This is a genomic window from Roseateles sp. FW301-B2, assembly GCF_058788955.1.
Genome location: NZ_JBYTBE010000022.1, coordinates 17,312 through 30,751, shown reverse-complemented (window position 1 = coordinate 30,751; position 13,440 = coordinate 17,312). Strand labels below are relative to the sequence as shown.

9 protein-coding genes and 1 tRNA gene are annotated in these 13,440 nt (G+C 70.1%); 4 read left to right on the top strand and 6 right to left on the bottom strand.

The annotated features are described in order from the left end of the window. Positions 1–41: 41 nt before the first annotated feature. Positions 42–2,444 carry a TonB-dependent receptor gene (locus tag AC3WQY_RS15635; protein WP_492709550.1) on the bottom strand — a complete coding sequence of 801 codons (2,403 nt, stop codon included), beginning with the start codon at positions 2,442–2,444 and terminating at the stop codon, positions 42–44. A 158-nt stretch (positions 2,445–2,602) separates the two neighbouring features. On the opposite strand from AC3WQY_RS15635, the gene AC3WQY_RS15630 reads away from it, so the two are divergent. After that, positions 2,603–4,144, top strand: a complete 1,542-nt coding sequence (locus AC3WQY_RS15630; protein WP_492709549.1) for a tryptophan halogenase family protein — start codon at positions 2,603–2,605, stop codon at positions 4,142–4,144. A 2-nt stretch (positions 4,145–4,146) separates the two neighbouring features. Here AC3WQY_RS15630 and AC3WQY_RS15625 read toward each other — a convergent pair whose 3' ends face one another. Continuing rightward, entirely contained in the window at positions 4,147–5,208 is a 1,062-nt protein-coding gene (locus tag AC3WQY_RS15625; RefSeq protein WP_285233977.1) for a LacI family DNA-binding transcriptional regulator, read from the bottom strand. Between the two features lie 187 nt (positions 5,209–5,395). On the opposite strand from AC3WQY_RS15625, the gene AC3WQY_RS15620 reads away from it, so the two are divergent. Next, positions 5,396–7,147, top strand: coding sequence for a putative bifunctional diguanylate cyclase/phosphodiesterase (locus tag AC3WQY_RS15620; RefSeq protein WP_492709548.1), 1,752 nt, complete (start codon positions 5,396–5,398; stop codon positions 7,145–7,147). 13 nt (positions 7,148–7,160) lie between these two features. After that, complete coding sequence (locus AC3WQY_RS15615) at positions 7,161–7,946, top strand: substrate-binding periplasmic protein (RefSeq protein WP_492709547.1); 786 nt, start codon at positions 7,161–7,163, stop codon at positions 7,944–7,946. Positions 7,947–7,999: 53 nt separating this feature from the next. Here AC3WQY_RS15615 and AC3WQY_RS15610 read toward each other — a convergent pair. Both AC3WQY_RS15610 and AC3WQY_RS15605 read right to left on the bottom strand, forming a co-directional pair. Next, positions 8,000–8,084 (bottom strand) — tRNA-Leu (locus tag AC3WQY_RS15610). Positions 8,085–8,157: 73 nt separating this feature from the next. Then, on the bottom strand, positions 8,158–9,549 hold the full coding sequence (locus AC3WQY_RS15605; protein WP_285233980.1) for a pyridoxal phosphate-dependent decarboxylase family protein: 1,392 nt from the start codon (positions 9,547–9,549) through the stop codon (positions 8,158–8,160). Between the two features lie 74 nt (positions 9,550–9,623). Here AC3WQY_RS15605 and AC3WQY_RS15600 point away from each other — a divergent pair, with 74 nt between their 5' ends. Next, positions 9,624–11,033, top strand: coding sequence for an aminotransferase-like domain-containing protein (locus AC3WQY_RS15600; protein ID WP_492709546.1), 1,410 nt, complete (start codon positions 9,624–9,626; stop codon positions 11,031–11,033). Here the strand turns inward: AC3WQY_RS15600 and AC3WQY_RS15595 are convergent. Together AC3WQY_RS15595 and AC3WQY_RS15590 are read right to left on the bottom strand one after the other, a co-directional pair. Then, entirely contained in the window at positions 11,027–12,424 is a 1,398-nt protein-coding gene (locus AC3WQY_RS15595; RefSeq protein WP_492709545.1) for an FAD-binding oxidoreductase, read from the bottom strand. The two genes, AC3WQY_RS15600 and AC3WQY_RS15595, sit on opposite strands and share 7 nt — an antisense overlap. Before the next feature lie 5 nt (positions 12,425–12,429). After that, positions 12,430–13,440 carry a 2-oxoadipate dioxygenase/decarboxylase family protein gene (locus AC3WQY_RS15590; RefSeq protein ID WP_285233983.1) on the bottom strand — a complete coding sequence of 337 codons (1,011 nt, stop codon included), beginning with the start codon at positions 13,438–13,440 and terminating at the stop codon, positions 12,430–12,432.

The window sequence follows — 13,440 nt, the reverse complement described above, 5'->3', positions numbered from 1 at the left end:
CCCCCCCCCCCCCCCCCCCCCCCCCGGCGGGAGGGTCAGGGTCAGAAGCTGTAGCCGGCGTTGATCTGGTAGCTGCGCGGCGCCTGGTACTGCGCCGTCCAGATCGGGTTGGCGAAGGAGCCGCTGCTGCCCGCACTGGTCTTGACCTTCTGGTCGGTGGCATTGCGCACGAAGGCGTCCACATACCAGTTCTTCTTGGCCGCGTAGCGCAGGCCCAGGTCCAGCGTGGTGTAGGCCTTCTGCCGGTCGCCATCGCCCAGATTGAAGACCGAGAGCCAGTTGGACGACTGGTAATGCGCGCCGATGCGCGGGGTCAGGCTGTCGCCGCCGCCCAGGTGGAACTGGTATTCGTACTGCAGCTGCACCGAGATCTTGGGCGCATGCGGCAGCTCGTTGCCGGTCACCTTCAGGCAGTTGCCGCCCAGCTGCGGATCGAAGCAGGGCGGCAGCTGGTAGTCGTTGGAGGCCGCCACCAGCTCGCCCAGGCGGGTCTTGGTGTAGGAGACGGTGAGGCCCAGCTTGCCCTCGGCACCCACGCGCGCGGCCAGCTCGGCTTCCAGGCCCGAAACCTTGGCACCCTCGGCATTGCTGTAGGCGAACTGGCGGTTGCCGTTCACGATCACCGGCGCGCTGAACTGGAAGTCCTTGAAGTTCATGTGATAAGCGCTGAGGTTGAAGGTGGCGCGCCCATCCAGCAGCGTGCTCTTCAGGCCGGCCTCGACATTGGTGAGCGTCTCGGGCCCGTAGTGCAGGCCGCCGTCGCCCGAGCCGCCCGATTTGTAGCCGGTGGAGACGCTGGCATAGACCATCATGTCCTTGCTCAGCTCGTAGCTGGCGCGCGCCAGGTAGGTGGCCTTGCTGCCGGTGTAATGGGCGTCGTTGATATTGCCGGCGTTGTAGCCCGAGCCCGGCTTGCTGGGGTCCAGGCCCGGATCCAGCGGCACCTGCGGCACGCTGGCGTCATAGCCCCAGAACCAGCCGCGGCCGCCGATGTTCTTGCGGTCGTCATGGGTGTAGCGCACGCCGCCGGTGAGGTGCAGCTTGTCGCCCACATTGAAGGTGGCCTGGCCGAACACCGCCTGCGTGTCCACCGTCTCCTTGGGCTGGATGAAGGAACCCTGCCAGCCCACGCTGCCCTGCTGGGTGCCGTTCATGATCGGGATGTCGAAGCGGATGCCGTTGTCCTCGGCGGCGTAGTACAGGCCCAGGATCCAGTCCAGCTCCTGCTTGCCGTTCGACGCCAGCGTCAGCTCGTGGCTGTGGTTGTTGTACTTGGACCAGACGGTGTTGTCCTCCTGGTGGCTGGCGCCGGTGCTGAAGCTGGTGGGGGCCTGCACGCCCAGGTCCTGGTCGTAGGTGCCCGAGCCGCTGAAGCGGCCGATGCCGGCCACATAGGCCAGGCTCATGCCGCCCAGGTCGTACTCCAGCCGGCTGCGCAGCGCGGTGGAGTCGCGCTTCAGCGAGGGCGCGGTGTCGATCAGCGCCGACCAGAACTTCTCGCCCGCGCGCGGCGTCTGCATCAGGCTCATCGAGGGCGTGCCACGGTCCTGGAACTTCTCCAGCGAGACATCCCAGCGCAGCTGGGCCGAGGGTTTCCACAGCAGGCTGACGCGCGCGGCGGTCTGGTTCTGCGCGTTGTACTTGGGGCCGCCCTGCACGAACAGATTCGGGTTGAGGGCCTGGAAGCCGGTGAGGCTGCCGTTGTTGGCGGCGGCATAGGCGGCCTGCTGGCTGGCCAGGCTGGGATGCGGGGCGCGCTGGTAGTCGACGTAACCGTCATGCTGCTCGTGCACGAAGGCGAAGCGCATCGCCAGGGTGTCGCTCACCGGCACGTTCAGCGCACCGCGCGTGCCCAGCCGCGAGAAGCTGCCGATGCCGCCCTCGACATAGCCCGACTGGTCGCGCAGCACCGGTTTGGCGGTCTTCAGATTGATGGTGCCCACGGTGGAGTTGCGCCCCCACAGCGTGCCCTGCGGGCCGCGCAGCACTTCCAGGCCGTCGAGGTCGAACATCAGCGTGGAGGCGCCCTCGGGCCGCGGCGAGAACACGCCGTCGACGAACAGCGCTACCTCAGGATCGGCGTACTCGGTCTTGGCGCTGTCGTTGCCGATGCCGCGCAACGTGATGCTGACGATGCCATGGTCGCCCTGCCCCGTGCCCTGCAGGCTGGGCACCAGATTGAACACGTCCAGCAAGGTGTTGGCGCGCGTGTCTTCCAGCGCCGTGGCGGTGACGGCGGTGACGGCCACCGGGGTCTGCTGCAGCGAGGTCAGCTTCTTGGTGGCCGTGATGGTCACGATCGGCAGCTTGTCGGGCTCGGTCTTGGCAGCGGGCTCGGCCGTCTGGGCCCAGCTGGAGCAAGAGGCACTGGCGATCAGGCTGATGACCGCGAGTTGGACGGGGGTGCCCAGGAATTTCCGGGCCGGCAGGGCGGGGCTAGTCATGTTGTCTCCTGTGGTGGGTGGGCATCGAGGCCCTCTTTTTGCATGATCCGATGTCATCGTAGTCAGCGACTGACAACGTTGTCAATTAGAAAATGACAACGCTGTCGTTTTCCCTAGGTGACGTGGATTTGGCGGCCCGCCCGTCCTACATTGCCGGCATGCAAGCGATCCAGCACATCCTCATCGTCGGCGGTGGCACGGCCGGTTGGCTCACGGCCGCCTTCCTCGCCAAGACCCTCGGCCCGGCCATGCGCATCACCCTGGTGGAGTCCAGCGATATCGGCATCATCGGCGTCGGCGAGGGCAGCTTTCCCTCGATACGCGGCACGCTGGCGGCCGTCGGCATCGGCGAGGCGCGCTTTCTGCGCGAGTGCCATGCCAGCTTCAAGCAGGGCATCCGCTTCGACCACTGGGTCAGGCCACCCGACGCGCCTCGCACGGCCGGCCACAGCCACTACTTCCATCCCTTCAGCCAGCCCAGCCAGCGCCCGCACCGGCCCGAGTTGCTGCCCTACTGGCTGCTGGGCGCGGCCGCCGAGGGCAGCGCCTTCGCGGAAGCCGCCACCATGCAGAAGCGCGTGGCCGATGCCGCACGCGCGCCCAAGCGCGCCAGCGACGGCGACTTCCTCGGCCCGCTCAACTACGCCTACCACTTCGACGCCGGCAAGCTCGCCGCCCTGCTGGCCACGCACGCGCGCGAGGCACTCGGCGTGGGCCATCTGCTGGCCACCGTCGAGCGCGTGGAACTGGACGCCGCGGGGGCGATCGCCGCCGTGCACACGCGCGAGCAGGGCCGGCTCACGGCGGACCTCTATGTGGACTGCACCGGCTTTCGCGCCGCCCTCATCGGCGAGGCGCTGGGCTCGCCCTTCAAGGACCTCAACAGCAGCCTGTTCGTGGACCGCGCCATCGCCATGCAAGTGCCTTATGCGCGCGCCGACCAGCCGATCCCCTCCTACACCATCTCCACCGCGCACGAGGCCGGCTGGACCTGGGACATCGGCCTGCAGCAGCGCCGCGGCATCGGCTATGTCTACTCCAGCAAGCACAGCGACGAGGCCGCGGCCGAAGCGGTGCTGCGCCGCTACATCGGCCCCGCCAGCGAGGCCCTCAGCCCGCGCCTGCTGAAGCTGCGCGTCGGCTATCGCGAGACGCAATGGGTGAAGAACTGCGTCGCCATCGGGCTCTCGGGCGGTTTTCTCGAGCCGCTGGAGTCATCCGGCATCGGCCTGATCGAGACTGCCGCCTACCTGCTGGGCTTTGCCTTCCCGCGCGACGGCAACACCGAGCCGGCGGCGCGCCAGTTCAACGCCCACATGAAGGCACGCTACGAGCGCATCGTCGATTTCGTCAAGCTGCATTACTGCCTGACGCAGCGGCAGGACAGCGCCTTCTGGCGCGACAACCAGCGCCCCGAATCCATCCCCGCCAGCCTGCAGGAGCGCCTGGCCCAGTGGCGCTGCCGCCCGCCCCATCGTATGGACTTCATCACCGACCTGGAGATGTACCCGCCCTCCAGCTGGCAGTACGTGCTGCACGGCATGGAATACGACTGCGACCTGAGCGCCAGCCGCGCCGCCTACCCGCAATTCGCCGAGGCCCAGCAGGAGTTCCGCATGATCCAGCAGCTCAGCGAGCATGCGCTGCGCGACCTGCCGGATCATCGCGCGCTGCTGGAGCAGCTGATTGCCAGGGGCTAGGGTCAGGTCTTGCGCTTGCCCTTGCCATGCAGGGCACTGGTGGAATTGCGCACCAGCAGCTCGTGCGGCAGCACCCGGTTGACGGACGGCGGCGGCGCGCCCTCGGCCGGCTCGCGCGGCGGCGCGATCAGCATCTCCACCGCCGCGCGCGCCATCTCCTCCATCGGCTGGCGCACCGTGGTGAGCGGCGGCCACACCAGGCTGGCGGCGGGCGAATCGTCGAAGCCGGCGATGGAGAGATCGGCCGGCACCGCCAGGCCCAGGCGCTGTGCCGCGGCCAGCACGCCCAGCGCCATGTCGTCGTTGCCGGCGAATACCGCGGTGGGGCGCACGCGCCGGCTCAGCAGCTGGTGCGCGGCCTCCACGCCCGAGGGGAAGGTGAAGTCACCGCCCCACACCAGCTCGGCGTCCACCGCCAGCCCATGCGAGAGCATGGCGCGCTCGAAGCCCTGGTAGCGCATGCCCGAGGCGGCCTGGTCGTCCGGGCCCTTGATGAAGGCGATGCGCTGATGGCCCAGGCTGATGAGCAGGTTGGTGACCTCCTCGGCCGCACGCACATCGTCGATGCGCACGCTGGGCTGCGCCGCCGAGACCTCGCGCGGCGACATCAGCACGCAGGGCGTGTTGGAATCCAGCAGGGCCTTGAGCACACGCGCGTTGTCGCACAGCGGCGGGGTCAGGATCATGCCGTCGGGGCGCAGGGCCGCCACCATGCGCTCGACCTGGCTGTCGATGTCGGGCGCGTCGTTGTGCAGCGACTCCACCACCAGGTGGTAGCCCGATTCGCGGCAGCGCAGCGTGGCGCCCTTCTGCACCCCGGCCACAAAGGCCGCGCTGGGGTCGTAATAGAGCAGGCCAATCAGAAAGCTGCGCGCACCGGCGAGGCTGCGCGCCGACAGCTTGGGCCGGTACTTCAGCTCGGCCACCACCTTGAGCACCTGGGCGCGCGTCTGCTCGTGCACACCGGGCTCCTGGTTGAGCACGCGCGACACGGTCTTGATCGACACACCGGCCTGGGCGGCCACGTCGATGATGGTGGGGGCTGAACCTGCTTTGGCGCTCAATGCACTGTCCTCGTGCCATTTCTGGGAGTCGAGGCCGCACTGTGCCACAGGCCCATGCGCGCATGCCGGCCCAAGCCGTGTACTTTTGCCACAGAGCCGCGCGGCCGGCGCCCGAGTTTGCGCGCAAGCCGCGCAAGCTGGCTAAAGTAGCCCGCAATCTTCCAACGCCTTGAATCGACCCCACGGGATGAGTTCCGCCCCCCTGCCAGATCCCCAGCACAGCGACCAGCGCAAGGCCGAGGCCGCGCTGCGCGAGGCCGACGAGATCTGGAAGCTGGCGCTCGAAGCCACCGGCGATGGCGTCTGGGACTGGTGGGTGCAGGAGGGGCGCGAGACCTTCTCGCCCGGCTACCTGGCCATCTATGGCTATACCCAGGCCGAGATCGAGGAGAGCCCGGAGGCCTTCGACACGCGCACCCACCCCGACGACATCGCCCAGATGGAGTTGGACCGGCAGGCCCATTTCGAAGGCCTGACGCCCAGCTATGTGAACGAGCACCGGGTGCGCTGCAAGGACGGCAGCTGGAAATGGATCCTGACGCGCGGCATGGTGATCGCCCGCGACGAGGAAGGCCGGCCGCTGCGCATGGTGGGCACGCATACCGACATCACGCACCGCAAGGAAAGCGAGGCGCTGATCTGGCAGCAGGCGCATCTGGACAGCCTCACCGGCCTGCCGAATCGCCGCATGCTGCGCGAGCGCCTGGAGCGCCAGCTCGAGCTTTGCGGCGGGGCGGGCCAGCAGCTGGCGGTGCTGTTCGTCGACCTGGACCATTTCAAGGAGGTCAACGACACGCTGGGCCATGGCAAGGGCGACGCGCTGCTGCTGCAGGCGGCCCAGCGCATCCGCGCCGTGCTGCGGCCACAGGACACGGTGGCGCGCATGGGCGGCGACGAGTTCACGGTGCTGATGCCCGATGTGGGCGGGCGGGCCGAGGTGAATGCGGTGGTCGAGGCGCTGATCGCGGGCATGGCCGCCGTCTACCTGCTGGACGGCGAGCGGGCGTTCGTCTCGGCCAGCGTGGGCATCGCGCTGTTCCCCGAGCATGGCCGCGAGATCGAGGCGCTCTTCAAGCATGCCGACCAGGCGCTCTACGTGGCCAAGGACAGCGGCCGCAACCGTTATCACTACTTCACGCCCGAGTTGCAGGCGCAGGCCCGCATGCGCGTGCGCCTCACCAACGATCTGCGCGGTGCGGTCGAGCGCGGCGAGTTCAGGCTGGTCTACCAGCCCATTGTCGAACTGGCCAGCGGCCGCATCCTCAAGGCCGAGGCCCTGCTGCGCTGGCAGCATCCGCAGCTGGGCCTGATCACGCCGGGCGAGTTCATTGCGCTGGCCGAGAACAGCGGCCAGATCGTCGAGATCGGCGAATGGGTGTTCCGCGAAAGCGCGGCGCAGGTGCAGGCCTGGCGGCGCACGCTGGCGCCGCAGTTCCAGCTCAGCATCAACAAGTCGCCGCTGCAGTTCCGCGCCGAGACCGGCGTGCACTCGCTGTGGGTCGCGCAGCTCGAGGCGCTGGGCCTGCCCGGTTCGGCGCTCGCCGTCGAGATCACCGAGGGCCTGCTGCTGGAGCGCCACAGCCCAGCGGGCGAGCAGCTGGCGCATCTGCGCCGCGCCGGCATCAGCATCGCGCTGGACGATTTCGGCACCGGCTATTCATCGCTTTCCTATCTGCAGCGCTACGAGCTCGACGAGCTCAAGATCGACCGCAGCTTCGTCAGCAATCTGCAGCCGGGCTCCAAGGATCTGGCGCTGTGCAAGGCCATCATCACCATGGCCCATGAGTTGGGCATGCGGGTGGTGGCCGAGGGCGTGGAGACGGCCGCGCAGCGCGATCTGCTGCTGGAGGCGGGCTGCGACCTGGGCCAGGGCTACTGGTTTGCGCGCCCAATGGCCGCACCGGCGCTGGAGCGCCTGCTGGAAAACAGCATCGGCTAGGGCGAGGCGGACCATGGCTTGCACCGTCATCACCTTCGCCCGCCGGCTCGCCCTGCTGGCCGGCCTGCTGCTCGTCGCGCCAGCGGCGCTGGCCGAGCCGCCGGACGAGCCCCAGACGGTGTGGGTGGGCGGCTATGTCTTCCCGCCCTTCGTCGACAAGTCCGCCGGCGTCACGCATGAGCTGATCGGCGCGATGAACCGCTTCCAGCAGGACTATCGCTTCCGCTTCATTCCCACCTCATCCAAGCGCCGCTATGCCGACCTCGCGCGTGGCGCCTTCAGCGTAATCCTGTTCGAGAACATCGAGTGGGGCTGGGACCGCCAGCAGGTGGAGGCCAGCAAGGTCTATCTGCAGGGCGATGGCGAGGTCTATGTGGCGCTGAACAAGCCCGGGCGCGACCAGCACTTCTTCGATGACCTGAGCCAGCGCAGCCTGATCGCCGTGACCGGCTATCACTACGGCTTTGCCAATTTCAACGCGGATGCCGCCGAACTCAGGAAGCGCTACCGCATCACCTTCAGCGACGACAACGAAGCCAGCCTGCGCATGCTGCAGCTGGAGCGCGGCGAGGTCGCCATCATCACCCGCTCCTATCTGCAGCACTATCTGCAGGCCCGGCCAGCCCTGAGGGAGCGCCTGCTGGTCTCGGAGCGGCTGGACCAGGCCTATGCGCACACCGCCCTGGTCAGAAAGGGCAGCCGCCCCAGCGCCGAGGAGATCGACGCCCTGCTCGGCCGCATGGCGGCCAGCGGCGCGCTGGCCGAGGTCTGGCGCAAATACGGCCTCGACGCGCGCTGAACGAGAACCCAAAAACGCAAAAGGCCAGCACTTGCGTGCTGGCCTTTCTTGTTTGGTGCCCAGGAGAGGACTCGAACCTCCACGGAGTTACCCGCTAGTACCTGAAACTAGTGCGTCTACCAATTCCGCCACCTGGGCTTGCTTTTCTTCGCCGTTCTTGCTGCTGCTTGTTCAGCGAAGAGGCCGGACTATAGCATGGGATTTGAGGATTTCAAGAAATTCCTTTCAGGGCCTCGAATATTCGCGTCACGTCGTCCATGCGGGTGCGCCAGTTGCTGAAGGCCGCGCGCACCGCCCAGCGGCCCTGGAACAGGGTCGGCGTGAGGAAGGCCTCGCCGCTGTCGCGCAGGCGTTCCAGCCGGGCCTGCACGCTGGCCGCATCGGTGCAGCCGCGCAGCGCGAAGCAGACGATGTTGAGCCGCACCGGCGCCAGCAGTTCCAGGCCGGGCTGCTGCGCGATCAGCTCGCCCAGCCGGCGCGCGCCATCGATATTGCGCGCCACGATCTCGGCATGGCCGGCGCGGCCATAGGCCTGCACGGCGAACCAGGCCGGCAAGGCGCGCCAGCGGCGCGAGTTCTCGGGCGTGAGGTGCACGAAGTCCGCGCCCCCGGCCTTCTCGTCGGGCTCGCCCAGATAGGCGGCCGCGTTCTGGAACACGCGCAGCTGCAAGGCGCGGTGGCGCGTGAACTGCAGGGCGCTGTCATAGGGCACGTTCAGCCACTTGTGGCAGTCCACGCAGACCGAATCGGCCGCGTCCAGGCCCGCCACCCGATCCGCCACCCGCGCGTCCAGCGCGGCAAAGGCGCCGAAGGCCGCGTCCACATGCAGCCAGAAGGGGTAGCGTTCGCGCAGCGCGGCGATGGCGCGCAGCTCGTCGAAGTCACCGCTGTTGACGGTGCCGGCATTCGCCACCACGATCACCGGCCGGCCCTGCTGGGCCTGCAGCGCCAGCTCCAGCGCCCGCGGGTCGACGGCATCGCGCCCCGCCAGTGTGGCCACCGGCTGCAGCGCCTGGCGCCCCAGGCCCAGCATGGACAGCGCCTTGTGGATGCTGGAATGCGCCGCGCCGGAGAGCACCGTCACTGGCCCCAGCGCGCTCACGCCGACCTCGCTGACGCGCACGCCGCGCTGCTCGCCCAGCCATTCGCGCGCCAGCGCCAGGCCGACGAAGTTGGACATGGTGGCGCCGGACACGAAGGCCCCCTGATGCGCGGCGCCGAGGCCGAACCAGCCGGCCAGCTCGCGCACCGTCTGGCGCTCGAGCTCGGGCGCCTCGGAGTCCCAGCCGGCCGTGGGGTTCTGGTCCAGCGCGGCGGTCAGCCAATCGCCCACCAGGCTGGCCGGCGTGGCGCCACCGGTCACGAAGCCCAGGTAGCGCGGCCCGGCACTGCCGGCCAGGCGCGGCAGCCAGCGCTGCTCGAACAGGCGCAGCGCCGCCGCGGCACCGGGCTCGGCGCTGCGCAGCAGGGCCGCTTCGGGCGCCTGCGGGCGCACCGCCGCCGGCCGCTCGTCCAACCCCGTCAGGCTGGTCAGCGCGGTCGCGCGCGCCGCCGCCAGCAGCGCGGGCAGATCCAGCAGATCACGTTGCAACAGCTCATGCATGATGAAAAAGCTCCTGTCTCGATGCCCCATGCTAGAGTCAATTGGACCGACTCGAGCAATCCAATTCATCCGCCATGGACTGGCACCATCCATCCGCCCTGCACCCTGCCCTGCAAGAGGCGCTGACGCGCTCGCCGCGCTACGCGGCCCTGGCCACCGCCCTGCAGGGCCTGATACTGCGCGGCGAGTTGCTGCCCGGCGATCGCCTGCCGCCCGAGCGGCGCCTGGCCGAGCTACTGGGCCTGAGCCGCGGCACCGTGGTGGCCGCCTATGCGCGCCTGGCCGAGGGCGGCTGGGTGAGCGCGCGCCAGGGTCAGGGCACCACGGTCGCGGCCGGGCCACCCGGCCATGTGGCGGCGGGCAAACGCCATGTGCGCCTGGGCAACCCGGCGCTGCGTTATGCGCCGGCGCAGGCCACCGAGCCCTGGATCGACTTCGCCCTGGCCACCGCCGTGCCCGAGCTGGCCTGGCTGCAACCCAGTGCCGCGGCCGCCAGCCTGGTGCTGCGCGAGCATGCCTACCAGCCCGAGGGCATGCTGGCGCTGCGCGAGCGCATCGCGGCGCGCTACACGCGCCAGGGCCTGCCCACCACGCCCGAGCAGCTGCTGGTGTGCGCCGGTGCGCAGCAGGCCATCAGCCTGCTCGCCCAGCAATACCTGACGCCCGGCGACCGGGTGCTGCTGGAGTCGCCCAACTACTTCGGCGCCATCGATGCCTTCCGCAGCTGCGGCGCGACGCTGGACGAACTGCCGGTGTTGCCGCGCGCCGGCCATGCGGCGGCCTTCTGCGCCGCGCTCGCCACGCGGCGCCACAAGCTCGCCTATGTGTGCCCGACGGTGCACAACCCCAGCGGCATGAGCTGGCCGCGCAGCGCCTGCGAACGGCTGGCGCGCACGGCCGCGCAGGGCAGCAGCCTGCTGTTGGTGGACGACTCGCTCGCCGAGCTGCATTTCGAGGCGGATGCCAGGCCCTTGTCGGCACCGCGCGGCGCGCCCATCGTGCACATCGGCAGTCTTTCCAAGACCTTGTGGGCGGGCCTGCGCATCGGCTGGCTGCGCGCGCCCACGCCCATCATCGAGACCCTGCGCCGCGCCAAGGCCAACGCCGACATCAGCTGCAGCATGCTCGGCAGCGCCCTCGCCTGCGAGCTGCTGGACCGCTACGACGGCCTGCTGGCGCCACGCCGCCGCCAGCTGCAGTCACAGGCCCGGCAGCTGCTGGCGGAGCTGCAGCGGCTGCTGCCCGACTGGCACGCGCGCCTGCCCGAGGGCGGCCTGTTCCTGTGGGCGCAGCTGCCGGCACGCGGGCGCAATGCCGAGGCCTGGGTGGAGGCCGCCGCCGCGGCCCGGGTCAGGCTGACCCCCGGCACGGCAATGACGGCGGGGCCCGGCTACCAGCACCATCTGCGCCTGACCTTCACCCAGCCGCCCGCGCTGGCCCTGGCGGGCCTGCAAAGGCTGGCCGCGCTGGCCGCCGCTCACTGAGGGGCGGGGCCCCAGTCCGTCAGACCCAGGCGGGCCGCCGGATCGAACAGGCGCTGCAGCCGGCCCGACCAGTCCAGCAGCGCGGCCTCGCTGAGCTGGCGGTAGCTGGCCTGCAACTGCGGGCCGATGCCATGCTCGGCGCTGAAGCTGCCCTCGAAGCGCCGCACCAGGGCATAGACGCCGGCGCGCAGGCGCGCCTCGTCCAGCGGCGGCGCCCCCTTGGGCCAGACCAGATTGAAGTGCATGCCGCCATCGCCGAGATGGCCGAAGTCGGCCAGCTCAGCGGGCGCGAACTCCTCGGCCAGCCAGGCGCGGCCGGCCGCACGGAAGGCCATGAAATGGCGGCGTGGCAGCGCGACATCGAAGCCCACGACCTTGCCACGCGCGCGCAGGCCCTCGCTGATGTGATGGCGCAGCGCCCAGCAGGCGGCGTCGGCGCCCAGCACCGCATCGGCCACGCGCTCACCGAACTCGGCCTCCAGCCAGCGCTGCAGCAGGGCCTGCAGATCCAGCTGCTCAGCGGGCAGCTCGGAGGAGAGTTCGATCAGCAGCGCGTACTCGGGCAGCTCGCCGCCGAACCAGCGTGCGCGCTCACCGCCGCCGCAGGCCAGCGCCGCCTCGAAGGCCGGGCGCGAGATGCCCTCGCAGGCGCTCACCAGGCTGCCCAGCTCGTCCATCAGGCGCTGGTAGAGCGGCATCACCGCGGCCACACTGCTGGGCGCCACCAGGGCCACGGCCTGCTGGCGCGGGCAGCGCGCGAGTTTGAAGGTCGCCTCGGCGATCACCCCCAGGCTGCCCGATGAGCCGATAAAGAGCTGCTGCAGCGGCAGCGCCGCGTTGTCCTTCTGCAGGCCGCGCCCCAGGCGCAAGACCTGACCCTCGGCCAGCACCACGGTCAGCGCCAGGGTGTTGGCGCGCACATCGCCGTAACGCAGCATGCGCGTGCCGCCGGTGTTGTGCGCCAGCATGCCGCCCACGCTGGGGTCGGCGCTGAGGTCGATCGGCAGCATCAGGCCATGCGGGGCCAGGCGCTCGTTGATCTCGGCGAGCCGGTAGCCGGCCGAGACGCGCAGCGTGCGGTCCAGCGGGTCCAGCTCGAAGACCTCGCGCAGGCGCTCGGTGGCCAGCAGCACGTCGCGTGCGGCATCCTCCGGCGTGGCCGCGCGCACCAGGCCGGTGTGGGCGCCCTGCGGCACCAGGCGCAGGCCATGGCGGCCGGCCAGCGGCAGCAGCTGCGCCAGCTCGGCCGTGCTGGCCGGGCGCAGCAGGGCAGCGGCCCGGCCCGGCGCATAGCGGGCCGGCTCCAGATAGCGCGGCTCGATGGCCGCGCCGGCGACGACATGGGCGCCGCCGCAGATGCGGGCCGCTTCGCGCAGAAAGGCCTCGATCATCGTGCTCAGCAGGCCTCGGCGGCCTGGGCCGTCATCTTGAAGATGCCGGTGGCATTGCCGGCATCGAAGCCCAGGTCCAGCTCGCCGCCCACGCGCTCGCGCTGGATGAACTCGTAGAAGGAACCCGGCACCTCCATGCTCAAGACCTGACCCTGATGCAGAAACTGGCGCTGCACCTGGGCGGCGCGGAAGGCGGTCTGCCTGACGCGCCCCGAGGCCGAGACCTCGATGCGCGCCTTGAGCGGGCGCGCCAGCGCGCGCTGCGCGCTGGCCAGGGCCTCGATGTCGGCGACGCGGTCGGTGGCATGGTTGAAGGCCGTGCCCTCGGTGGCGATCCAGGCCATCTCGGCGGATTCCAGCAGCAGGGCCTGGTAGTCCTCCAGCGCGATCAGACCATGCTGGCGATCGAAGCAGGCGATCAGATGCGGCAGCAGGGCCAGGGCGGCCGCCCAGGGCAGGGCCTGGTCGCGCGCCAGCTGCTCCAGCCAGGCCATGTCCTGCGGGCTCAACGGGTCGCGCGAGCTGGAGAGCACGCGCGTCACCGCGGCCTGGAAGCCGCTCGAGAAGCGCTCGGGGTGCAGCTCGGAAACGAAGAACTGCGCGATGTCCTCCGGCAGGTCTTCATGGCACCAGGCGCGGCCGGTCATCTTCAGCGCCGGCAGCGGATAGGTCTCGGCCAGGGCAAAGCCCAGGGGGCGCAGCACGCGGGTGATGGCGGCCTCGCCGGGCGGCAGCGCGCCGCTGGCCCAGGCCACCGTGCGCAGCGCGCCATGGTCGAAGCTGAGGCGCTGGCCGGCGCGCCGCTGCTCGGCCACATAGGCCGCGGCGGCGGGCACGCGCAGCGTGACGTCGCGGAACAGCGCCATGTTGAGCGACTGCGCCAGCTCGGCGCGCGAGACGGTGTCGGTGACGGGCCGATGCAGGGCGGGCGCGACCTGCAGTTGGGCAAAGGTGTCGGACGCGGCGGCCACGCCGATGGCGCTGCCGAGCAAGCGGTAGAGGCCGGATTCCAGCAT

Coding starts and splice junctions, on each gene's coding strand:
- AC3WQY_RS15590 (WP_285233983.1), bottom strand. CDS start 13,440: ATGCTGGAATCCGGCCTCTACCGCTTGCTCGGCAGCGCCATCGGCGTG.
- AC3WQY_RS15635 (WP_492709550.1), bottom strand. CDS start 2,444: ATGACTAGCCCCGCCCTGCCGGCCCGGAAATTCCTGGGCACCCCCGTC.
- AC3WQY_RS15600 (WP_492709546.1), top strand. CDS start 9,624: ATGGACTGGCACCATCCATCCGCCCTGCACCCTGCCCTGCAAGAGGCG.
- AC3WQY_RS15595 (WP_492709545.1), bottom strand. CDS start 12,424: ATGATCGAGGCCTTTCTGCGCGAAGCGGCCCGCATCTGCGGCGGCGCC.
- AC3WQY_RS15630 (WP_492709549.1), top strand. CDS start 2,603: ATGCAAGCGATCCAGCACATCCTCATCGTCGGCGGTGGCACGGCCGGT.
- AC3WQY_RS15605 (WP_285233980.1), bottom strand. CDS start 9,549: ATGCATGAGCTGTTGCAACGTGATCTGCTGGATCTGCCCGCGCTGCTG.
- AC3WQY_RS15620 (WP_492709548.1), top strand. CDS start 5,396: ATGAGTTCCGCCCCCCTGCCAGATCCCCAGCACAGCGACCAGCGCAAG.
- AC3WQY_RS15615 (WP_492709547.1), top strand. CDS start 7,161: ATGGCTTGCACCGTCATCACCTTCGCCCGCCGGCTCGCCCTGCTGGCC.